Below are 24,205 nucleotides of genomic sequence, written 5' to 3' on the forward strand. Positions count from 1 at the left end.
AAAATAAAAAAAGGAGAACAAAATGCAAAAATTAATAGATTGGCTAGAAAATAGTTTCGCGCCAAAAATGAACAAGATTAACCATAATGTATGGGTAGTCACTTTAAAAGACTCTGTTATGCAGATTTTACCATTTATTTTATTGGGATCATTATTCTGTGTTGGAGCGGTTGTAGAGAATTATGTTGACCTTCCATTTTCATTCTGGACACCATTTGGGTGGACGATGGGAATGGTATCATTATTGGTAGCTTTCTTAATTCCATTCAACTTTTGTGAGAAAAAACGTTTAAGAAAACAAAGATTAATCGCAGGATCAAGTGGAATTATTTTATTCTTAATTTCAATTACACCAGAAGTAGTTGCAGAAGGTGCACCAGGATTTGGATCTAGTGCATTGGGTGCAGGGGGAATGTTCTGTGCAATTGTAACAGGGATTTTAACTTGTATTGTATTTAACTTATTTGGAAAGTTTTCATTCTTTAAAGAAGATAGTGCGATTCCTGATTTTGTACGTCAATGGTTTGATTCTTTATTGCCAATATTTATTATTATTTTTGGTGGATTTATCTTAGTACAAGTAGCAGGTGTAAACTTATATGGAATTGTAACTTCATTCTTCGAACCTTTAGGTGCGATGTGTAATACATGGTATGGATTTATTTTGATGAACTTCATCACGTGTTTCATTTACTCAATGGGTATTTCAAGTTGGGTATTGACACCAGCAACAGAGCCAGTAAAATTGGCAAGTATTGCAGCAAACATTGCTATGGTTAGTGCAGGGACAGCAACCGTTGCTAACTTGAATATGTATACTGAGACATTGGTTTATACATGTTATATGTGGATTGGTGGGATTGCATGTACGTTCCCATTAGTTCTGTTCTTGATGAGATCAAAATCTAAAAAATTAAGTGCTTTAGGAAAAGCATGTTTAGGACCAGCAATCTTTAATATCAATGAACCAGTTGTATTTGGTTGTATTGCATGGAACCCTATTATGATGTTACCAATGTGGATTATTGGTTTGGTAATCCCAGCGATTACTTGGATTGGATGTAAGGTAATTGCCTTTGCACCAATTCCTACAATTCAGTTTGATTTGTGGTACTGTCCATATCCAATTTCTACATGGATTTCATCACAAGGATCGATTGCAGCGGTTATATTCGTTATTATAACGTTTGTTGTTGCAGCATTGATTTGGTACCCATTCTTTAAAGCATATGAAAAACAATGTGTGGAAGAAGAGATGGCAGCTTTAGAACAAAAAAAATAAAGAGAAGGAGCGTGACTTATTATGATGAGTGAAACAGTAATGAACTCAGCGATGCAGATTATATTGCATGCTGGTGATGCAAGAGTATCATGTAAACAAGCACTAGATGCAATTGCCGCAGCTGATTTTAGTACAGCGGAAGAAAAAATGAAAGAAGCGCAAGACAAAATCACGCTAGCTCATAAAGTTCAAACAGACGCAATTCAGGAGGAAACACGGGGAGAAGAATCTGAATATTCTCTATTGTTTGCTCATGCTCAAGATACGCTAATGACAATTTATAGCGAAATCAATATAGCAAAGCAGTTACTGAAAATATTTACAGTATATGACAAAAGAATTGCTGCTTTAGAAAAATAATTACTAAGGATTTCAGCAATGAAATCCTTTTATTAACTAAGTTATGGAGGTATAGATGATGATAAACATACCAGAAGGGTTTCCCAAAAACTTTTTATGGGGTGGAGCCATAGCAGCAAATCAGGCAGAGGGGGCTTGGGATGTTGAGGGTAAAGGTCCGTCAATGGCGGATATTGAAGAATTACCATTGGAATATAGTAGAACCAAGGTAGTTGGATTTAAGCATACAAGACAAGAATTAATAACTGCAAGTAAAGATCTAACAAAATTTTATCCACGACGTAGTGGAATTGATTTTTATCATACATATAAAAATGATTTAGCACTGATGAAGGAAATGGGATTTAAATGTTTCCGAACGTCTTTTAATTGGACTCGAATTTTCCCTAATGGGGATGAAGAAGAACCAAATGAAGCAGGATTGAAATATTACGATGATCTCTTAGATGAAATGATAAAACTGGGAATTGAACCGGTGATGACGATTTCACATTATGAAATGCCAATTCATTTAATTAGTACATATGGAGGTTGGTATTCTAAAAAAGTATTAGATTGCTTTATGCGCTTTTGTGAAGTCTTATTTAAACGGTATCACAATAAAGTGAAATATTGGATTGTTTTCAATCAGATTAATTCATTAGGAGGTTGGGGTGAATTCGCCTCTTTAGGAATGTTGGAAGATGAGTTTGAGGATTGGGAAAGTGCAAAATATCAAGCCACACATCATCAATTAGTAGCAAGTGCGAAAGCGAAGGAATTAGCAAAAGCAATCAATCCTGAAATGCAAATTGGAATGATGTTGGGTGATGATGCAACATATTATGCTACCTGTGATCCAAAAGATGTATTTGCAAACACACAATATATGCAGATGAGTGTATATTTCTATAGTGATGTTTTAATTCATGGAGAATACCCAGGATATGCAAAGCGTTATTTTGTGGATAACAATATTCATGTAGAGTTTGATGATGGGGATGAAGAATTATTAAAAAAGAACACAGTTGATTTTTTATCTTTTTCTTACTATCATACAAAAATTAAAAATGCAGCAGATAAAGATCCACAACCCAATCCATATCTTGAAAAATCGATTTGGGGTTGGGCAATCGATCCAATTGGATTTAGAAATTCATTGAATCAGTATTGGGATCGTTATCATCTACCAATGTTTATTTCGGAAAATGGTTTAGGAGCATTAGATGAAGTGGTGGATGGAGAAATTCATGATGAGTATCGTATTGCTTATTTGAAAGCACATATTGAGCAAATGAAGGAAGCAATCAAAGATGGTGTTAATGTATTTGGATATGCATCATGGGGACCAATTGATATTATTAGTTGTTCTCAAGGTGAAATGAGTAAACGCTATGGATATATTTATGTAGATTTAGATGATCGTGGAAATGGTAGTGGTAAGCGAATCAGGAAAGATTCTTTTTACTGGTATCAAAAAGTAATTAAAACAAATGGAGAAGCATTGTAAGGAGGAAGCGAATGAAACAAATGCCAAAAGGATTTCCCAAAGATTTTTTATGGGGAGGAGCAATTGCTGCGAATCAAGCAGAAGGTGCATATGATGAAGGTGGAAAAGGTTTGTGTGTTGCAGATCTATTAAAAGTACAAGACAAAGGAGATTTACGAAAAAAGTCTAATAAAGAAACAACGATGAAAGATATTGAATTTGCTTTGAATGATAAGGAAGGATATTATCCAAAGCGTTATGGAATTGATTTCTATCATACATATAAAGAAGATTTAAAGTTATTAGCTGGAACGGGAATGAATTCATTTCGTACAAGTATCAACTGGGCTCGTATTTTTCCTAATGGGGATGATGAGAAGCCAAATGAAGAAGGTTTACAATTTTACGATGATATGATTGATACCATGTTGGAAAATGGTATGGAACCATTGATTACGTTATCTCATTATGAAATGCCACTTAACATTGCTACGAAATACAAAGGATGGTATTCGCGTGAAACCATTGATATGTTTGTGCGTTATGCGGAAACCGTATTCAAACGTTATAAAGATAAAGTTAAGTATTGGATTCTTGTGAATCAGATAAATCTGATTCATCACGAATCATTCAATCATTTGGGGATTCCTGCTGATAGTGTTGAAAACTTGTGGGAAGCAAAATTTCAAGGTGTTCATAACGAATGTACAGCAAGTGCGATTGCAACGAAGATTGGACATGAAATTAATCCAGAATTCCAAATTGGAATGATGGTGTATGATGGCTTGAGTGAGCCGTTAACTTGTAGCCCAGAAGATGTTTTCGCTACTATGAAGCGCAATCAGATGGAATATTTCTTTAGTGATTTATTAATGCGTGGTGAATACCCTGGATATGCAATTCGTTTCTTTGAAGAAAAAGGTTTTAATTTAGATATTCGTGAAGAAGATTTGAAAGTATTAAAGGAAAATACAGCTGATTTCTTTTCAATTTCGTACTATTATACAATTTGCTCTTCTGCAGAAAGTATGAAAGAGTATGGAGTTAATGAAGATGGAGCAATTAGCAATCCACATATTGATGCAAGTGAGTGGGGTTGGGGTATTGATCCACTAGGAATGAGAACGGTATTGAATTATTATTATGATCGCTATCAAAAGCCAATTATTATTGCAGAAAATGGTTTTGGAACGATGGATACGGTAGAAGCAGATGGAAGTATTCATGATGAGCGAAGAATTGCTTATCTTAGTGAACATGTGAAAGCCATGAAAGAAGCAATTAAAGATGGTGTAGATGTGATTGGATATTATCCATGGGGACCAATTGATATTGTTTCTTGTTCATCAAGTGAAATGAAAAAACGTTATGGTTTTATTTATGTAGATCTTGATGATTATGGAAAAGGCAGTGGTAAGCGAATGATTAAAGATAGTTATTATTGGTATAAAAAAGTTGTTGAAACAAATGGTGAAGAGGTATAGGAGGAATGAACATGAAAAAAGTACCAACAGGATTTCCAAAGGATTTTTTATGGGGAGGAGCAGTAGCTGCAAACCAATTAGAAGGAGCATGGGATCAAGGGGGGAAAGGATGGTGTGTTGCTGATATTAATGAGTTTAGAGATGATGTAGAACTTGATAAAAAGTCAAATACTGAAATTACTACTTCTTATGTAATTGAAGCAATGAATAGTACAGATCGAATTTTTCCAAAACGTTGGGGTATTGATTTTTATCATACATATAAAGAAGATTTAAAATTGTTAGCAGGGTTAGGTTTAAAAACATTTAGAACTTCAATTAACTGGGCTCGTATTTTCCCTAATGGTGATGAACAAGAGCCAAATGAAGAAGGATTGAAATTCTATGATGATTTATTTGATGAAATCATTAAAAATGGCATGGAACCAATGATTACAATGTCACATTATGAAATACCAATTCATCTTACGACACAATATAAAGGTTGGTATTCAAGAGAAGTGATTGATTTCTTTGTAAGATATGGAAAAGTAATATTAGATCGTTATCATACAAAAGTAAAAAAATGGATTGTAGTAAATCAAATTAATCTGATTGTTCATGAATCATTTAATCATTTAGGAATTGCTGAGGATAAAGTTGATGACTTACTATCTGCAAAGTATCAAGGAGTTCATAATGAGATGGTAGCTAGTGCATTGATTACAAAATATGCGCATGAGCATTATCCAGATAATGAAATTGGAATGATGTTGTGTGGAGGACCATCTTATGCTGCTACATGTAAATCAGATGATGTATTAGCTACGATAAAAGTGAATCAAATGGAATACTTCTATGCAGATGTATTGTTGAGAGGTTATTATCCAGGATATGCTTTCCGTTATTTTGAAGATAAAGGAATTCATGTAAAATTCTATGATGGAGATGAAGAAGCATTAAAAAATACAGCAGACTTTATGTCATTCTCTTATTACTATACACAAATTTGTGATAAAGATTCTTATGATAAGGATGAGGGACCACGTAGAAATAAAGAGTTGGATGCAAATCCATGGGGCTGGTCAATTGATCCAAATGGGCTTCGAATTTTATTGAATGAATTTTATGATCGTTACCAATGTCCTATTTATATTACAGAAAATGGTGTTGGATACTTTGATAAGTTAGAAGATGGAAAAATCCATGATCCTTATCGTGTAGATTATTATCGCGATCATATCAAAGCGATGAAGGAAGCAATCAAAGATGGTGTTGATTTAAGAGGATACTATGCTTGGGGACCAATTGATATTGTTTCTTGTTCATCAAGTGAAATGAGTAAACGTTATGGATTTATCTATGTTGATATTGATGACTATGGTAAAGGTAGTGGAGATAGAATTAAGAAAGATAGTTATGCATGGATGCAAAAAGTAATTGCATCAAATGGTGAAGATTTAGATTAAGAATGTCAAAGACGATAAAAACAATCCTTGGTTTGTTCGTTGCGATAAATTTGACTGGATTAGGTGTAGCATTGTTTGTTGGAGTAAATCTGGGATCGGATACCATTACGGTTTTGGTAGATGGTATTCATCAAACCTTTGATATGAGTTATGGAGCTGCATCGAGAGTTTATAATATTATCATGTTGATGATTGCACTAGCAGTAGCACGTAAAAGTATTGGATGGACGACCGTTGTTTATGCATTAAGCGTAGGTTTTTCCATGGATTTCTTTAACGAGGTGTTATCTATATTTGCAATGAATGACTTTTCATTAATTGCGAAAGTATTATGTATTATATTAGGTCAATTATGTTTTGGTATGGCCTATGCATTGTTAATTATCTTTCGTAAAGGAATGAATCAAGCGGATGCGATATCCTATTATATTGCGGATAAAATACATACAAAATATGTTTATGTAAGAACTACCATGGATATCATGATGATTGTTGTCGGATATCTATTGGGAGGTATTGTAGGTATTGGTTCTATTATTGCAATGTGTACAACAGGGATATTTGTAAATATGTTTTTAAAAATTATGCATTATGAGCAGTAGTTAAGACTACTGCTTTTTATATGTTTTAAACATGCTATAATAGCAATGTTGATTTAGGGGGAGTATATGAAAAATAAATTTATAAGAACAATACTTGGTTTATTTGTAGCCGTTAATTTAGCAGGTTTTGGTGCAGCTATCATGGTTCAAAGTGGTTTGGGTAGTGATCCGATTACCGTTTTTATTGATGGTTTACATCATACATTAGGAATCTCACTTGGCTGGGGGTCAAGAATGTATAGTGTTATAACATTGCTAATCGCTTTTATGATTGCTCGTAAAGATATAGGGTGGACGACAATTGTATTTACATTGAGTGTGGGCTTTACAATTGATTTCTATGATATTCTTTTGAAAAATTTTCCTATTGCAGATGTTGCATTTGGTTATCGTCTTCTATGCGTGTGTTTAGGCCAGGTGTGTTTGGGTGTTGCCTATGCGATACTGATTCTTTTCCGTAATGGAATGAATCAATTGGAAGCGATATCCTATTATGTCAGTGATAAGCTAAATACTAAATTTGTTTATGTGAGAACAACTTTTGATGTCATCTTTTTAATAATTGGAAAATTGCTTGGAGGTATAGTAGGTATAGGGTCTATCATTGCAATGTGTACAACCGGCTTTATTGTGAATATGATTTTAAAAATTATGCATTACGAATAAAAATAACAATAATTGAATATATTGTTATTTTTATTTTATAAAAGAGGGTTCTCTTTATTGGTATTTCTAATAAGAAAGAAGTTGGGTAAAAGAAGAGGAATGTTTAAATTTATTACTTTATAAAATGTTGTATAATATAATCATATGAAATTAGTAAATGCAAAACAAATGCGTCAAATTGATGAAGCTGCAATTCATAAATATCAAATACCAAGTTTAGAATTGATGGAAAATGCTGGACAGCAAGTGTACGAATCCATTATTCAACTTGTGAGTAAGAAGGACTTCATAGGTATTGTTTGTGGAATTGGAAACAATGCTGGTGATGGTTTTGTTGTCGCTAGAAAACTATATGATGATGGATATAATGTTGAGATATTATCTATTGGTGAAGAAGCGAATATGAGTTTAGATTGTAAAGTGAATTACAACAAATGTACTACCTTAAGAATACCTTTTGTAGATTGTATGCAATCATGGGATGTTGTAATAGATGCTATTTTTGGTACAGGTCTATCAAGAAATGTAGAAGGAGCGTATGCTTCGATTATTGAAAAGATAAATGCTTTATCAACAAAGGTGATAAGTATTGATATCGCTAGTGGTATTGATGCCGCTACTGGTCACATATTAGGGAGTGTTATAAAAGCAGATTATACATTGACTTTACAAACCGGAAAAATTGGATTGTATATGTATCCTGGAAGAATATATAGTGGACATGTAGAAGTATTGGATATTGGGATTCCACAACAGTTAATTGATGAAATGGATAGTACAATATATTTAATTGAGAAAAAAGATATGAAGTCATTACTACCAAGCCGTAGCATTCATTCTAATAAAGGCACCTATGGGAAAGTATTGTGTGTAGGCGGAAGTATGGAGATGAGTGGTGCTATTTCTTTGGCAGCACTTGCTGCGCTTCGCAGTGGTTGTGGAATGATTACTTGTGCAGTTCCAAAATGTATAAAAGATGTTGTTGCATGCAATGTGTTAGAAAGCATGAGAATTATTTTAAGTGATATAAATGGCCATATAGATAAACAAGCAGTAATAGAATTAAAGCCTAGACTATCTGCTTACAGTTGTTTGTTGATAGGTTGTGGTATAGGAAGAAGTAAAGATATAGAAGCAGTTTTAGAAGTACTACTAGATAGTGAACTTCCTTTAGTAATAGATGCAGATGGAATTTTCGCATTGAAATCTTTATTACCTAAATATAAAGAACGAAAAAATATAATTATTACACCACATCTGATGGAGTTTGCTAGACTTGTAGATAAGGATATACAAGAAATTATTGATAATCCAATTCAAGAGGCACTTGCCTTCACTGAAAGATATCCCTATATTACACTTGTTCTAAAGAGTGAAACATCTTTAGTTGTTCAAAATAGAAAAGTTTATGTAAATACTTATGGAAACAATGGACTAGCAAAAGGTGGTAGTGGAGATGTGTTAGCAGGAATAATTACAGGTCTTTATGCACAGAATAAGGATGCGTTAGCAGCGGCTACTCTAGGTGTTTTCCTACATGCGTATAGTGCGGATGTTTTACTGAATGAAAAAACCCTCTATAGTATGATTCCAAGTGATATATTTATGCAAATTGATGATATAATAAAATCATTAGAGGAAGATTTATGATTCATATTATTGCAATGGTACCATATCTAGATAAAATTGAACGAGGTAAGGTTGATGAAAATCAACATTTTCATTTGCAATATACAACTTATCGTTTATCTAATGATGGATTACAAGTAGGACGTTATTTAAATACTCTAGGTGTTGATTATCAAGCATATGGTATAGTTGGAAAACAAGCATTAAAGTTTAAAGAGGATGATATGCATGCAATACAGATGGATGTTGAAAATGGAATGCGGATATCATTTTACCAAGATGAAGAGTTGTGGCAACGTTTATATGATCCTCAACCTAGTTTAAGTGAAGATCAGTTAATGTTATATAAAACAATTGTAGGAAGTAGTATTCATCAAGGGGATTTACTAGTGTTTGCAGATATGTTAGATACGTTATCTTTTGCTCAAGCAAAAGCCCTATATTGTGATTTACGAAATAAAGCAAAGCTTTCTATATGGGCATTACCACCGATGTATTTATCAATGTTGAAAGATGCACCTTGTAATGTACTTGTTCAAGATCTTCAAAGTTTAAAGAAACATTTTAAGATTCAAAAAGAATTAAACCTTGTGGAAACGATACATCTTGTGAAACAAGAATTGTTATCGTTATCGAAAATTGTAATCTTAGGTGTTCGTAGTAATAAAATTTTAATTTTTGTTGGTGAAGATATATATAGCGCAGATTACAAAGTAGATGATCCAAAAGATAATGTTTATTATGCAGCAATGATAAGTGGGGTACTATATTGTCATATCCAAAATGGTGACATAAAATGTTTGCTTGAAGAAGTACTTAGCTTAAGTGTTGGAGCAAGCTTATCTGGTGATTTGTATATACCTGAAAAGGAAGTTATAGCTAAGATTAAAGAAAAGATGGTGATTTCAAAATTGGTATAGAGGGAGAATGTGATACGTAATAAAATAGTATGCATAAGGAGGGGCTTTTAAATGACGAATCAACGAATTGAACATTCTATGAAAATTTTATTGTTGGCAGGAGATGCTAGAGCAAAGTGCATGGAAGCACTAAGTGCAATTTCAAATCAAGAAATTGATTACGCAAAAAAACTATTAAATGAGGCACAGGAAATTATAACAAATGCTCATAAAGTACAAACAGAAATTATACAAGAAGAAATATGTAAAGAATACAATGAGTATTCACTTTTATTTTCGCACGCACAAGATACATTGATGACAATTTGTAGTGAGATTAATATTGCGAAACAATTGATAAAGATATTCACACAATATAATCAACGCTTGTGTGAGTTAGAAAAAGTACATATATAAAAAATCAAACAAGATAATTGTTTGTTTTTTTTATTACCATGTCTATAAAATTATAATATATCATCTTAATAATGATTAAAACACTAACAGCATTTCGCTTTAAGAGAGAATTTGTGTTTCATTCATCATGATAATGTGATAAAATATAAATAAAATTAGGAGGGGGGAGCATGGAAGAACAATTTAGAAGACAACTGTTTTTACTTGAAAACCAATTGGATGATACATATAGATTATTGAGAAGTAGCCAACAAAAGATTGAAGATATAGAACAATTTATGATGTATTATCAAAGCAAAAGGGTTCATATTCTGCAAGGAATAGATCAAAAGCGAATAAAGCTTTCAAATTACTATGATATATTTGAAAATGGAATAGCAACAAGAAACTATTCTGCATATATGCAGAATTTTTTGTGTGGTCAAAAAGGAGCTATAATCAACTTGGAAAGTGATAAAGCAGAAGATGAAATGAGACGAAAAAAAGCCCAATTACAAAATCAATTCTTGGATATAGAATGCAATATAAGATCATTGAATAACCAGTATGAAACAGTACAATGGGATTTAAGAAGGTATTTATCCGATAAATAAAAGGATAAAAGATATTTAGTAAAGAGATAGGAGAAATAAGGATGGATGAATTAAAAATAAAAGATAATGATTTTAATCAAGTAGAAGATTATATAAATCAATTTATGAATGAACTAAAGGAGATATCGAAGCTGTATTTTGATAACATACATGTTATTTATGAGTATGGATTACAAGATAGCGCTATGCAAGAAGTTATTTATGATAAGATTTACGCTCTTGTATATTTCACTTCAAGAGAGATTCAATCGGAAGTGGGGATGGAGAAAGATTATCATCCATTGCAAAAAGCAGTAAATGAATATAGTTTTACGCATAATGAATTGAATGCGTTTGTTTCAGAAATTGATGAAATTGATTCAATATTATATTAGGGAGAAAGAATATGGGAAAGACATTAATAATAAAACCAATCATATGTATGGACGCTTTACTTAAAATGAGAAAAGCAGCGGAACAGATATTAAAAATGTATGAACATGATCTTGATGATTTATTAGCAAATAGTACAGGGAAATCAGTTGAGGAATTGAAAGTGATGGTTATGGAAATGCATGGATTGAAAACAGAACTGTATGATTTAATGAAAGAATTATCAGATGAAATTGATAGTTATTTGAAAGAACATATTGAGTTAGATGAAAAAACAGCATTGAAAATAAGAACCCAAAGGGAGTGAATATGAAAAAGCGGATAGTAATAGTCATATTAAATGTTTTCATTCTTAGTGGATGTAGATATATGAATGAAGATAGAAGCTTTACCAAAGAAGAAATAGAAGAGTCAATTTTGACGTATATGGAAGATAAATATGGAGAAAAGTTTACGATAGAAAATATTGGGTATAGTGCACCATTGGGGAATGCTGTAGAAGCATTTGTTATTTCAGAGGAAGATGAGCGAAAAAATGAAATACAAGTGAATTGGCGATATGAAGATGGGAAAGAATTAATAGATGATAATTATACACATCTACTTTATAAAAAAGAAGCAAATGAGTTGATGGATCCATTAATTGAAGATGGGTTTAAAGAGTTTGAGTACGCAGCGTATAGTAGAATCAGTGATGATGTTCCGATTGAAAAATATGATAAGAATATATCTTTTAAAAAGATAGCGAAAACTAAGAAGGTTGGTATAGAAGTTGTTATTTTACTAAATGAGAATACAGTGGGTGAAGAAGAGAAAATTAAAGAAAAGATTCTTCAATTATATGAAGATACAAAGGATAAGACTACAGATGAAGTGCATTTTAATATAACTGTTTATGTTTGTGGGAATAATAATTTTTATGAGAATCAACCACTTATGCAACAGTTTAAAGAATTATATTCTTTGGATATAGGTGAAATTCCTTTCACTTTTTATGGGGCTGAGAAAGATGTAATTATTGAGTTTTTATTTAGTTCTAACGATATAGAGGAAGGGGTAGAGGAATTATGAGTATTGAAGAAGTACTATTGATATTGAATGCTTTGGTTTATTCAAATGGAGTCAATGAAAAAAGCATGGAAAAAAATGTATATGATTTAGTTGAAGATGGATTATTAAAACCAGACGATGCAATTGCAACTAAAGAAGAATGGAATGCTTTGATTCGTACGATAAAACAAAATGAAACTTATTTCTCTAAAGTTAAATTGGTAGATATTGAAAGTAAAAAAGAAGCACAGAAGAATGTTACGTTTATAAATGAAAATGTTAATGCAGATAGAAAACAAGAAGTATATGTAGTTTTCAAAGGAACAGGATCATTAGAATGGCATGATAATGCGAAAGGTGCTTTGTTGATGGTACCACTTACTCCACAACAACAAAATGCTTTGAATTATGCAAATAGAATAGCTAAAGATTATAGTCAATATGATTTTATAGTCAGTGGTCATTCTAAGGGTGGAAATAAAGCACAAGTGGTTACACTTTTATGTGATAAAGTAAAAGCAGGATATTCTTTTGATGGACAAGGAATGGGAAAAGGGTTCATGATTAAATATCGATTACAAATAGAACAAAACCAACATAAACTTGTTTCTATTTCAAATCGAAGTGATTTTGTGAATTCATTATTTAAGTCAGTAGCAGGAAAGGTGAAGTTTACGAATAATACTGGAAACTTGTTGGATTGGCTTATGAGTGGGGATAAGGATATAGCGATGCATCAACATTCTCCATTGGCAATGTTTGAGATAAAGGATGGATATTTGCGAATGTTTGATACAAAAGGGATAAAGCAGGATTCAACTTCTTTATTTTTAGGGAATATGGTGGATTATTTTCGTGAGCATATGAGTGAAGATGATTTTGAAACGTTTGCAAATCTAGTGATGCATATGTTTGAGACTGGAGGATGTGGAGATAAGCATTTTGATATTAAAAACATAGATCCAGAGTTTTGGGTACGATTAATAAATCATATATTGAAGTATGGAGAAGAATTAGGGATGAAGGAAAACGATATGCTATTATTGTTGAGTAATCTATCAATCTTTATACCAGATGATAGTGTATGGGGTTATGTATTAGAAGCAATTAAGTTATTCAGAAATCCAGGAGGGATTTTAGCAGATGCGATTATTGCAGATGAAACACCAAGACGGTTGAATGAAATAATGGTTGAGTATAATAGCAAATATAGTGAAGTGATGAAAAAGAAAGAAATAATTCGAGATTTTAGTAGTGAAGCACAGGAAGCGATGCGAGATAGTTTGGCATGTGAAATAGATCGTTCGCAATTATCAATGGAATCAACACCAGGGTGGGGATATGTAGCAGAAATCTTATCGGATACAGGAGTGTTGGAAAGTCATCACAAAGTAGAGGAGTTATGCAATGAGTTATTGGACACATGTGAGGTAACAGAAGCAAAGTATAATAAAATTATAGAAGAAGTATATGCGAAGGATCATGAGTTTGCACAGAGATTGAAGAAGAAAACAGATAGGATAAGAGATTATCGAGCAGTTATAAGAAAAGCGAGAAATAAATAAAAACAAAAATAAAACAATGTTTTACACATTAAATTATGATACGATATATCCTGTAAATATACTGGAGGACGATGTATGTTGAAAGTATTTATTGGTGGTATTGCTGTAGGATTGGCAAATATCATTCCCGGAGTTAGTGGTGGAACAATGATGGTTATTCTGGGGATGTTTAATCGTGTAATGAGTAGTATCGATGGTTTATTTCGCAGAAAGAATGATCATCGTTTACAAGATTTTACATTTTTATGTGTATTAGGTGTTGGAGCAGTGTTAGGATTAGTAGTGTTTGCGAAAGTCTTAGAGGTTTGTTTTACAAATTATCCTACGCAAACAATGTTTTGTTTTGTAGGAATGGTTGCTTTTTCAATCCCTACGCTTGTAAAGAAAGAAATGAAACATGATAAATTTAATATTATTCCCTTTGCTATTGGGTGCATTGTTATTTTTGGTTTGATGTTTTTTGCACCAGAACAAAAAGATTTGGTACTAACAAGTTTTCCTGATTTAGATATTGGCTATTTATGCTTAATGGTTGTACTTGGTTTTATTGCAGGTGGTGCAATGTTTATGCCTGGTGTTAGTGGGTCAATGATATTGTTGATTTTAGGATATTACTATTTATTTAAAAGTTTGTTAGCAAATGTTACTAGTTTTCAAATGGATGTTATTATTCCGTTAGGATTTATGGGAATTGGAATCGTGTTAGGAATTGTTTTGTGTGGTAAACTAATGAAATTCTGTTTGGATAAATTTCATGGAGTATCAATGAATTTTATCTTAGGACTGGTAGTGGCAAGTACAATTGTATTAATTCCGATTCATGCAGAATATGATGTGTTTGTAATCGTTACATCGATTGCAGGATTATTATTAGGTGGCGTACTTGTATTTGCATTAGAAAAATTAACATAATGAAAAGCTGGAGCTAATCCAGTTTTTTTATGCTTTCTTTGAAATGAATTATTCTAAAAATAAGACAAAAAGGGGAGAGTGTATCCATAAGATAGTAAATGCTAAATAAAGTGAAAGGTAAGGGAAGTAATGTTTTGAATTCATATCATAAACAACATAGATATATGAAAAAAATCAATATCTATATATTTGACAAAAATGATATAATAATTGAGGAAGAGGGTTCATGAAAAAATGAGACATATTTTTGGTTAAAAAAACGTAATTTTATTAGAAATCGCTTTCATTTGCTGGTAAATAGGTCTATAATAGGAATGTTAGAGAAAACATAAAGGAGGACATTTTTAAATGGCAAAAAAATTCATGTCTATGGATGGTAATACGGCAGCTGCATATAGTTCATATGCACTAACTGAAGTAGCGGGTATATATCCAATTACCCCATCTTCGCCAATGGCTGAAGTTACCGATACATGGTCAACACAGGGGAGAGAAAATGTTTTTGGGCAACAAGTAAAGGTGAGCGAGTTGCAATCAGAAGCAGGAGCTGCAGGTGCAGTTCATGGTGCCCTTCAAGGAGGAACATTAGCAACGACGTATACAGCGTCTCAAGGATTGCTTTTAATGATTCCAAATATTTATAAAATGTCTGGTGAATTATTACCAGGTGTAATTCATGTTGCTGCACGTGCGTTAGCAAGTAGAGCACTTAATATTTTTGGGGATCATGAAGATATTTATGCATGTCGCCAAACAGGAGCATGTATGATTGCTTCACATTCAGTGCAAGAAGCAATGGATTTGGGTGGAGTTGCGCATTTAGCTGCAATTAAAGGTAGCGTGCCATTCATACATTTCTTTGATGGTTTTAGAACATCACATGAAATTCAAAAAATTGAAACAATGGATTATGATTTCTTAAAATCACAATTGGATATGGAGGCTTTGGAAAAATTTAGAGCAAACGCTTTAAATCCTCATACAAATCCAGTAACTCGTGGTGGTGCTGAAAATGATGATATCTTCTTCCAAGGAAGAGAAGCACAAAACGAACATTATGCAAAAGTTCCAGATATGGTTAATGACTATATGGAAGCTGTATCAAAACACACTGGAAGAAACTATGCTCCATTTACATATTATGGAGATGCAGATGCAGAAAGAATTATCATTGCGATGGGTTCTGTAACAGAAACAATCCAAGAAACAATTGATGCAATGTGTGCAGCTGGAGAAAAGGTTGGTTTAATTAAAGTTCATTTATACCGTCCATTCTCAGCTAAATACTTATTGAGAGTATTGCCTTCAACAGTTAAGAAAATTGCTGTTTTAGACCGTACAAAAGAAATGGGTGCTAGAGAACCACTTTATTTAGATGTATTATCAGTATTAAAAGATAAAGATATTGAAATTATTGGTGGACGTTATGGATTAGGTTCAAAGGATACAACAGCTGGACAAATTAAAGCAGTTTATGATGAACTTAAAAAAGATGCACCAAAACCTGAATTTACAATTGGTATTGAAGATGATGTAACAAATTTATCATTATCAGAAGATAAAGACTTTAAAGTTACAAGTGATTATACTTCATGTTTGTTCTGGGGATTAGGTTCTGATGGAACCGTATCAGCAAACAAAAATGCTATTAAGATCATTGGTGATAACACAGACTTATATGCACAAGCATATTTTGCATATGACTCTAAAAAAGCTGGTGGGGTAACACGTTCTCACTTGCGTTTTGGTAAGTCACCAATTCGTTCAACATATTACATCAACAATGCAGACTTTATTTCATGTTCATTAGATGCATATATGTTTAAATATGATTTATTAAAATCTTTAAAAGATGGTGGAACGTTCTTGCTTAATACAACGTTCTCAAAAGATGAAATTGTTAAGCAAATGCCAAATAGAATTAAAGCTAGATTGGCAAAAAGTAATGCTAAGTTCTATATCATTGATGCTACAGATATAGCTTCTAAAATTGGTATGGGACGTAGAACAAATACAATTCTACAATCTGCATTCTTTGCCCTTAATGAGCAAATCATGCCTTATGATAAAGCGGTTGATTTAATGAAAGAAGCAGCGAAAAAATCATATGGTAAAAAAGGTGATGATGTAGTTGAAATGAACTATAAAGCAATCGATGAAGGAAAAGCAGGACTTGTAGAAGTAAATGTTGATCCAGCATGGGCTGACTTGAAATATGATGAATTAGGTAAGACTACAGGTGACGAATACTTTGATAAACATGTTGAACCAATCAACATGCAAATGGGAAATGATTTACCTGTTTCTGCATTCACAAAATATAACTTATTAGATGGATCAATGAGAAACAATGTAGCATTCAAAGAAAAACGTGAAATAGCTACAGAAGTTCCAACATGGCATCCTGAAAACTGTATTCAATGTGGGTTCTGTTCATTTGTATGTCCACATGCTACAGTACGTCAATTTATGTTGACAGATGAAGAAATTGAAAAGGCACCACAAGAGTTTGAAACAATTCAAGCGATGGGTAAAGGTTGTGAAGACTTTAAATATCGTATTCAAGTTTCACCAGACAACTGTGTAGGCTGTGGACTTTGTGTTGTTGAATGTCCAGGTAAGGCTGGTAATAAAGCTCTTGAAATGGTAGAAATTCACGAAATGATCGATGAAGCTCCATTGGCTGATTACTTATATAAAGAAACAGAACCAAAACTTGGTTACCATACTGCAAATGTTGTAAAAGAATCACAATTTATGACACCTTACTTTGAAGTGAGTGGAGCATGTCCAGGTTGTGGGGAAACACCTTACTACCGTTTAGCTTCTCAATTATTTGGAAAAGATATGATGGTTGCAAATGCAACTGGATGTTCTTCTATCTATTGTGGTTCAACACCATCAACACCATTTATCACAGATAAGAATGGTGAAGGGGTTGCTTGGGCTAACTCATTGTTTGAAGACAATGCAGAATATGGATATGGAATGGCTTTAGCACAAACATTTAAAGAAGCTACACTTCTTGATATTATGGAACGCAACATGGATTCTGTAGAACCAGAATTAAAAGATGTATTCCAAAAATACATTGATGCAAATGGAAACCGTGATGCACAAAGAGCAGTAAAAGATGATATTATTTCTTTAGTAAAAGCATCTAAAAATGATGATGTGAAGAAATTATTAGATTATGAACGTGACCTTGTAGGTAAGTCTGTATGGATCGTCGGTGGAGACGGATGGGCATATGATATTGGATATGGTGGACTTGACCATGTTCTTGCAAATGACTTAAACGTAAACATCTTAGTATTAGATACAGAAGTATACTCAAATACAGGTGGACAATCATCAAAAGCATCACAAGCAGCTAGTATTGCTAAGTTTGCTGCTGGTGGTAAAGCAACTTCTAAGAAAGACCTTGGACAAATTGCAATGGCTTATGGTCATGTATATGTTGCAAGTATTTCAATGGGAGCAAATCGTATTCAAACATTGAAAGCATTCAAAGAAGCAGAAAGCTATGATGGACCATCATTGATTATTGCTTATGCACCATGTATTGAACATGGAATCAAAGGTGGATTATCAAATCATCAAAAAACACAAAAAGCCGCTGTTGAATGTGGATATTGGACATTGTATCGCTATGATCCACGTAATGAAGAAAAACCTCTTACAATTGATTCAAAAGCACCAGATTTCGATAAATTCCAAGACTTTATCTTGAACGAAACACGTTATAGTCAATTAGTTAAGATTAAAGGTGAAACAGCATACAATAGCTTTGCGAAAACAAAAGCAGATGCTGAAAAACGTTATAACCGTTTATCAAAATTAGCAGAAGTGGAATAAAATAAAATCTTCCTGAGATGAACTTCGTCTCAGGATTTTTTAATATATGTAACTTTTTAAATGCTTTTTGAGCATTCAGTGATAAGTTTAGAATATAAATATTTGTTATTATTTTTGATAGGAGGTGTTAAAATGGCACAAATATCAAAAGTATATATAAAAGAAAAAGCAGAATGCATTACACTGACAATGCGAAAAACAATAGATTTTATGAAAGAATATAGTGATTTTGTTGAAGAGGTTGTTGAAATACTTGAACAATATGCAGAGCAAAAGAATATTCTATTTTCTAGTGGTCTTATGACGTGTTTTCATAATATGGAACTTGAAGCATTGGATGTTGAAATTGGATGGGAAATTCCAAAGGAAATCGAAGAAAGTGGGAATATTAAGGTGAATAGAATTTCGGCAACCAAAATTATAACTGCGATTGATCAGGGGCCATATGAAAAACAAGACCCAACATTAGAAGCTCTGTTTTCTTTTCTAAATGACATGCAGATGGTAATGAAAGGACCAATTTACTATTACTATCTTAATGGGATTGAGCAAAAACCTGAAGCTTATCTTACTGAGATGATGATTCCTATATTATAATTTGGTATATTTATAGTAATTGATAATATTGGACAAGAAAAATCAAGAATAAGAAGTGATATTTCTTTAAAATAGCAAGTGAAAGGAGAGCTTATGAATTGGATAAATCAAATTAATGAAGTAGTGGCATATATCGAGCAAAATCTTGATGGAGAAATTGATAATCACCAAATCGAAAAATAGCCAATTGTTCTATTTATAATTTCCAAAGATTATTCTCATATATTGCAAATCAATCACTTGCTAGTTATATTCGCGATCGACGATTAACGTTAGCAGCTTATGAAATTTTAAAGGGGGAGAGGAATATTCTTGAGGTTGCCATACTTTATGGATATTCATCTAACGAATCCTTTGCACGTGCATTTCATAAGTTTCATGGTGTATTACCATCAAAAGTGAAAGTAGAAAGAGTACAGTTGAATTCAATACCTAAGATCTTCTTTCAATTAAATATTAAAGGAGATATACAGATGAAATACACAATTGAAGATTGGCCAGCATTTGAAGTGTCTGGCTTTAAAGAAAGCATTGTGGTAGAGGAATCATTTCAAAAGATTCCTGTATTATGGGATGAAGCATTAAAAAGTAATAGATTTAAAGAACTTATTGATTTATGGAAAAGAGCAGATATGCGTCCAGTTGGTGTATTAGGAGTAGCCTATGGAGTAGAAGGCTCAGCAACGTCAATGATGGATTATATTCTAGGTGTTACAACCTATGTTGATGTTGTAGAATGTTCAAGAATGGAAATTCCTAAAATGATGCAAACAATTAAAATTCCAAAGGCAAAATGGATTGTTATTCAAGCTGATGGGGATGCAGCTGAAGCTGTTCAAGAGGTTTACAAAACCTTTTATTCTCAGTGGTTACCAAATTCAGGATATCAACTAGCAGATTTACCTGTAGTTGAATGTTATAAACAAAATGGACATCAAGAAGTTTGGATTGCTATTCAAAAATAAGAAGAGTGTTATGACACTTTTCTTTTTCTTTGCAAAGAAAAAAGTTTGGAAAAGGAAAAAATGGAGTTTGTTTTTAAGAATATAAAGAAAGAAAGTAACAGTTGATAATGGGATATGATAGAATGTTATAATGTGGAGGATTTAAGATGCAGTATAAAAAAGATGTAGTGTGTTTATATAATCAAGGAGTATGGATATGATAAAGTTGGTTTTATGTGACATGGATGGAACGCTTTTACATGATGATAAAAGTTTGCCAAAAGATATCTATGAGATATATCGTAAGTTATTGGATAAGAATGTGTACTGTGGAATTGCAACTGGGAGATCTTTGTTATCAATACAAAGAGACTTTGCATCATTAAAAGATGAATTGATTTTTATAATTGAGAATGGTGCAGCAGCATATTATAAGGGAGAGGTTCTTTATCGGACAATAATGGATAAAAAATTTATTCATAAGGTGATTGATGAAAGTCAAAAAATAAATGATATTCAATTAATTTTGGCTGGTGAAACACAAACGTATTGTGAAGCATGTAGTGAGGAAGAATTAGAATTGTTTAAGATTTATTATCCAAAGATTCAAGTTGTAGAATCACTTTATGATGTGGATGCTGATATTATGAAGATGACGGTTTTTAATAAGCGTAATCAAGCAGAAGAAAATTATCCTTTTTTCTTACAATTTAAAGAGCAGGCGAATATTATTACATCAGGAAAAGAATGGATTGATATCTCTGTGTTAGGTGCAAATAAAGGAAAAGGAGTAAAGGTAATTCAAGAGAAGTTTCATTTAAAAAAGGAAGAATGTATGGCTTTTGGTGATTATATGAATGATTATGAAATGATGCTAAATGTAGGAGCATCATATGCGATGGGAAATGGACATCCTAAAATCAAAGAAATAAGCAAACATATAATTGGTACTAATGAAGAAGAAGCAGTACTTCAAACATTGCGAAAAGAATTCAAACTAGAAGATTAAAAGAGCTTATATATATGAGCTTTTAATCGTTTATTTTTATTCCGCTTTTATATAAAGTATTGTATAATGATATAACATAAGGAGATAATTAATATGGAAATGATTAAATTGAAACCAGCATACAAAGATTATCTGTGGGGTGGAACCAAATTAAAAGATATTTATGGTATGAAAACAGATTTAGATATTGTTGCTGAAGCGTGGGAGTTAAGTGCTCATCCAGATGGTCCAGCTACAGTTGAAAACGGATCTTATGCTGGTAAACTATTTACAGAATATCTACAAGGTATGGGAAAAGCTGTTTGGGGTAAAAATGCACAACATTTTGAACAATTTCCTATTTTGATTAAGTTTATTGATGCAAAGCAAGCATTATCAATTCAAGTACATCCAGATGATGAGTACGCACTTCGTGTTGAACATGAATATGGAAAAAATGAAATGTGGTATATTGTTGATTGTGAGCCAGGATCATTTTTATATTATGGAGTAAATCAAAATTTGACGAAAGAAGAATTTAGAGCTCATATTGAGAATGACACAATATTGGATGTACTTAATAAAGTGGAAGTAAAAAAAGGAGATTGTTTCTTTATTAAATCGGGGACAATTCATGCGATTGGAGCAGGATGTTTGATTTGTGAAATCCAACAAAACTCTAACTCTACGTATCGTGTTTATGATTTTGATCGTGTTGGTGTAGATGGAAAACCTCGTGAGTTGCATATCCAAAAAGCAGTAGATGTAAGCCAATTAACACCGAGTGCAAAAAATGGTGAACCAGAAGGTAAAAAAGAAAGCTTTGATGGTTACAGTGATACTTTGCTTGCTGCAAGTGAATATTTTACAACTAATGAATATGAAGTTGAAAAAGAAGTAGCACTTCGTGCAGATGAAACAAGTTTTCAATCGATTATTATCCTACATGGAGAAGGTAAAGTTGTATCTGAAAAACAAACACTTGATTTTAAAATGGGTGATAGTATCTTTGTTCCTGCAGGATTTGGTGATTTCAAGGTGATTGGTAAATGTAGTTTTATCAAGACGAATCTATAGGTGACATATGATTGTAAAGAAAGAATTACATGTAAGTGACAAGGAATTTTTTGATTATATTTTGAATAATTTACATAAAGAATTAAAACGTATTGTATCACGCAATATAAAGAGAAGTGATATTAAAGAAGGGTATACTTTTGTGAAACGGTATAAGCAGGGAAATGCTACCATAGAAATTGATTGTAAGATTGAAGAGTTAGATATTCCCAAAGCTTATAAATTAGTAATGAGTACACCAAAAACGGATCAGATTATTGCACATCGTGTTACTAAAATCGATGATGATCATATTGAGCTAGAATATGAAGAAGATGTGATTAGCAAAAGTTTATATGTGAAGTTGAATAAGTTTTTCAAAGGCTCTAGTGCTCGAAAGAAGATGGAAAAGACTTTAGATATGCTTGAGTTTGAAATTATTAGTAAGAAGAAATAAGGGGTATATAATATCTCTTATTTTATTTTTATTTATAATGTGGTAGGATGAAAATATGAAAAAAATAATATTAGGATTACTTGTATGCTTTTTATTTGCCTGTGGGAATGGAAGTAAAGAGAAAGATGAAGTAAAGATTAAATTGAATGAGAATAAGGGTGAAGTTGTAGCATTGACGCTGGATGAACTAATAACCAAAATGGAAAATGAGGAAAGCTTTGTCTTTTTGTTTTCGCAAACATACTGTGGATCATGTATGAGTTTTTTTGCTGAAAGCGATGAATACACAAAAGAAATTGGATTGACGTTGTATGATGTAACTTTGGATAGTGAAAAGAAAACGGAGGCGGAACAGCAAGCGATATTTGATAAACACTTTAGTGATTTTTCAGCAACACCAACTATATATTTTGTGAGTAATGGAGAAGTGAAAGATTCATTAAATTCAAGTGAAGAAGATGTATCATTGGATAGTTATAAGAAATTTTTAAAGGAAAATAAAGTAATTAAATAATTAAAAAGTGCAAGGGAAATGCAAATTAATGTAAATACAAACTTCTTGAATAAAGATTATAATATGCTTAGAAGAGGTGGCAGATATGAAAAAGAAATTGGGGATTATCTTATTAAGTGGAGCATTTTTATTTTCTGGATGTAGTTCAGAAGAAAAGGCTGATAAAGTTATGACTTGTTATATGATGACAACAGTGGAAGATTCAACTTATACTTCACTTATTGAAATTGAATATAATGAGGATTCTAAAAAAGTTATAAAAGGGAGTGTAGACAATAACTATACAGATTTGAAGAAAACAGATACGAATGGAAGCATCTTACAAGATTTATCAGAACTTCAAACAGCACATGATGCGATTGAGGGTGTAAGTGTCACACTTGATGTAACAGAGAGTGAATTTGCTTATAAAGAGGAATGGGATTATCTAGCATTAGATATGAAGGAAGTCTTGGAAGCTGATAAGGATTTGGAAAGATTTATTAGCAAAGATTCATTTTCACTTAAGAAGCTAAAAGAAGTATATACGCGAGAAGGATATTCTTGCACAGAAGAAGATAAAAAGTAGAAATGAAGTGACCCCAATAAGTTGGAAGTAATGTCATTGGTGTAATTGAAGGACTTGAGTTCTGTAAGCTACAGGACTCAGTCCTTTTAATTTTACTTTAATGCGTTTAACGTTATAGTACTCAATATATTCTGTTATTGCTTTCCTTAGCTCTTGTAGATTCTTAAATGTGTGTTCTTCTCCATAAAACATTTCTGATTTCAATATCCCAAAGAAACTCTCCATCATCCCATTATCCATACTATTTCCTTTCCTTGACATACTTTGTTGAATTCCTTTTTCTTTTAATTCATGGATATAACTGAAGTGTTGATATTGCCATCCCTGATCGCTATGAAAGATTAAACCTGTGACTACTGGATTCCTTTCAAAAGCATCTTTAAGCATCTCTTTGATTTGTTTTAAGTTTGGCGATATGGATAGATTAAATGAAACTACTTCGCCATTGAACCCATCTAGAATAGGTGATAAGTATA

At 32.4% G+C, this 24,205-nt stretch carries 25 protein-coding genes; 24 read left to right on the plus strand and 1 reads right to left on the minus strand.

Translation table 11 applies throughout. The features are described from left to right. The first annotated feature begins 22 nt into the window (after window positions 1-22). From M2475_RS05320 to M2475_RS05435, 24 genes are all read left to right on the plus strand, one after another. The gene (locus M2475_RS05320; protein ID WP_277490093.1) at window positions 23-1,282 is read left to right on the plus strand and encodes a PTS transporter subunit EIIC; all 1,260 of its coding nucleotides are present in this window, start codon (window positions 23-25) and stop codon (window positions 1,280-1,282) included. A 21-nt stretch (window positions 1,283-1,303) separates the two neighbouring features. Beyond that, window positions 1,304-1,642 (plus strand): PTS lactose/cellobiose transporter subunit IIA, encoded by a 339-nt coding sequence (locus M2475_RS05325; RefSeq protein ID WP_277490094.1) that lies wholly within the window; start codon window positions 1,304-1,306, stop codon window positions 1,640-1,642. Between the two features lie 58 nt (window positions 1,643-1,700). After that, window positions 1,701-3,131 carry a family 1 glycosylhydrolase gene (locus M2475_RS05330; protein ID WP_277490120.1) on the plus strand — a complete coding sequence of 477 codons (1,431 nt, stop codon included), beginning with the start codon at window positions 1,701-1,703 and terminating at the stop codon, window positions 3,129-3,131. A gap of 11 nt (window positions 3,132-3,142) precedes the next feature. Further along, window positions 3,143-4,594, plus strand: coding sequence for a family 1 glycosylhydrolase (locus M2475_RS05335; RefSeq protein ID WP_277490095.1), 1,452 nt, complete (start codon window positions 3,143-3,145; stop codon window positions 4,592-4,594). Window positions 4,595-4,605: 11 nt separating this feature from the next. After that, window positions 4,606-6,042: a family 1 glycosylhydrolase gene (locus M2475_RS05340; RefSeq protein ID WP_277490096.1), complete on the plus strand. Its 1,437-nt coding sequence runs from the start codon at window positions 4,606-4,608 to the stop codon at window positions 6,040-6,042. A 2-nt stretch (window positions 6,043-6,044) separates the two neighbouring features. Then, entirely contained in the window at window positions 6,045-6,644 is a 600-nt protein-coding gene (locus M2475_RS05345; protein WP_277490097.1) for a hypothetical protein, read from the plus strand. 66 nt (window positions 6,645-6,710) lie between these two features. Then, on the plus strand, window positions 6,711-7,310 hold the full coding sequence (locus M2475_RS05350; RefSeq protein WP_277490098.1) for a hypothetical protein: 600 nt from the start codon (window positions 6,711-6,713) through the stop codon (window positions 7,308-7,310). 144 nt (window positions 7,311-7,454) lie between these two features. Continuing rightward, window positions 7,455-8,960 (plus strand): NAD(P)H-hydrate dehydratase, encoded by a 1,506-nt coding sequence (locus tag M2475_RS05355; protein WP_277490099.1) that lies wholly within the window; start codon window positions 7,455-7,457, stop codon window positions 8,958-8,960. Then, window positions 8,957-9,859: a hypothetical protein gene (locus tag M2475_RS05360; protein ID WP_277490100.1), complete on the plus strand. Its 903-nt coding sequence runs from the start codon at window positions 8,957-8,959 to the stop codon at window positions 9,857-9,859. Before M2475_RS05355 ends, M2475_RS05360 begins: the two co-directional genes overlap by 4 nt. A 51-nt stretch (window positions 9,860-9,910) precedes the next feature. Next, complete coding sequence (locus M2475_RS05365) at window positions 9,911-10,255, plus strand: PTS lactose/cellobiose transporter subunit IIA (protein WP_277490101.1); 345 nt, start codon at window positions 9,911-9,913, stop codon at window positions 10,253-10,255. Between the two features lie 170 nt (window positions 10,256-10,425). Next, window positions 10,426-10,848: a hypothetical protein gene (locus M2475_RS05370; RefSeq protein WP_277490102.1), complete on the plus strand. Its 423-nt coding sequence runs from the start codon at window positions 10,426-10,428 to the stop codon at window positions 10,846-10,848. A 41-nt stretch (window positions 10,849-10,889) separates the two neighbouring features. After that, window positions 10,890-11,222, plus strand: a complete 333-nt coding sequence (locus M2475_RS05375; RefSeq protein WP_277490103.1) for a hypothetical protein — start codon at window positions 10,890-10,892, stop codon at window positions 11,220-11,222. An 11-nt stretch (window positions 11,223-11,233) separates the two neighbouring features. After that, window positions 11,234-11,527 carry a hypothetical protein gene (locus M2475_RS05380; RefSeq protein ID WP_277490104.1) on the plus strand — a complete coding sequence of 98 codons (294 nt, stop codon included), beginning with the start codon at window positions 11,234-11,236 and terminating at the stop codon, window positions 11,525-11,527. A gap of 2 nt (window positions 11,528-11,529) precedes the next feature. Next, a complete protein-coding gene (locus M2475_RS05385; protein ID WP_277490105.1) occupies window positions 11,530-12,291 on the plus strand; it encodes a hypothetical protein in 762 nt (253 codons plus the stop codon). After that, the gene (locus tag M2475_RS05390; RefSeq protein WP_277490106.1) at window positions 12,288-13,835 is read left to right on the plus strand and encodes an Mbeg1-like protein; all 1,548 of its coding nucleotides are present in this window, start codon (window positions 12,288-12,290) and stop codon (window positions 13,833-13,835) included. Before M2475_RS05385 ends, M2475_RS05390 begins: the two co-directional genes overlap by 4 nt. A 75-nt stretch (window positions 13,836-13,910) precedes the next feature. Continuing rightward, window positions 13,911-14,747: a DUF368 domain-containing protein gene (locus M2475_RS05395; RefSeq protein WP_277490107.1), complete on the plus strand. Its 837-nt coding sequence runs from the start codon at window positions 13,911-13,913 to the stop codon at window positions 14,745-14,747. A gap of 348 nt (window positions 14,748-15,095) precedes the next feature. Continuing rightward, on the plus strand, window positions 15,096-18,605 hold the full coding sequence (gene nifJ, locus M2475_RS05400) for a pyruvate:ferredoxin (flavodoxin) oxidoreductase (protein WP_277490108.1): 3,510 nt from the start codon (window positions 15,096-15,098) through the stop codon (window positions 18,603-18,605). Between the two features lie 132 nt (window positions 18,606-18,737). Next, window positions 18,738-19,202, plus strand: a complete 465-nt coding sequence (locus tag M2475_RS05405) for a GyrI-like domain-containing protein (RefSeq protein ID WP_277490110.1) — start codon at window positions 18,738-18,740, stop codon at window positions 19,200-19,202. A gap of 473 nt (window positions 19,203-19,675) precedes the next feature. Then, window positions 19,676-20,167 (plus strand): GyrI-like domain-containing protein, encoded by a 492-nt coding sequence (locus M2475_RS05410; protein ID WP_277490111.1) that lies wholly within the window; start codon window positions 19,676-19,678, stop codon window positions 20,165-20,167. Between the two features lie 196 nt (window positions 20,168-20,363). Then, a complete protein-coding gene (locus tag M2475_RS05415) occupies window positions 20,364-21,155 on the plus strand; it encodes an HAD family hydrolase (RefSeq protein ID WP_277490112.1) in 792 nt (263 codons plus the stop codon). A 93-nt stretch (window positions 21,156-21,248) separates the two neighbouring features. Further along, entirely contained in the window at window positions 21,249-22,211 is a 963-nt protein-coding gene (locus M2475_RS05420) for a type I phosphomannose isomerase catalytic subunit (protein WP_277490114.1), read from the plus strand. Between the two features lie 7 nt (window positions 22,212-22,218). Next, window positions 22,219-22,647 (plus strand): DUF3284 domain-containing protein, encoded by a 429-nt coding sequence (locus M2475_RS05425; protein ID WP_277490115.1) that lies wholly within the window; start codon window positions 22,219-22,221, stop codon window positions 22,645-22,647. Window positions 22,648-22,702: 55 nt separating this feature from the next. Beyond that, window positions 22,703-23,161 (plus strand): hypothetical protein, encoded by a 459-nt coding sequence (locus tag M2475_RS05430; protein ID WP_277490116.1) that lies wholly within the window; start codon window positions 22,703-22,705, stop codon window positions 23,159-23,161. An 85-nt stretch (window positions 23,162-23,246) separates the two neighbouring features. Next, a complete protein-coding gene (locus M2475_RS05435) occupies window positions 23,247-23,729 on the plus strand; it encodes a hypothetical protein (protein ID WP_277490117.1) in 483 nt (160 codons plus the stop codon). Between the two features lie 33 nt (window positions 23,730-23,762). Here M2475_RS05435 and M2475_RS05440 read toward each other — a convergent pair. Further along, window positions 23,763-24,205, minus strand: a 443-nt coding sequence (locus M2475_RS05440) for an IS3 family transposase (protein WP_277490118.1), incomplete at its 5' end; no start/stop codon positions are given.

It is taken from the genome of Breznakia sp. PF5-3, assembly GCF_029504745.1.
GTDB lineage: Bacteria > Bacillota_I > Bacilli_A > Erysipelotrichales > Erysipelotrichaceae > Breznakia.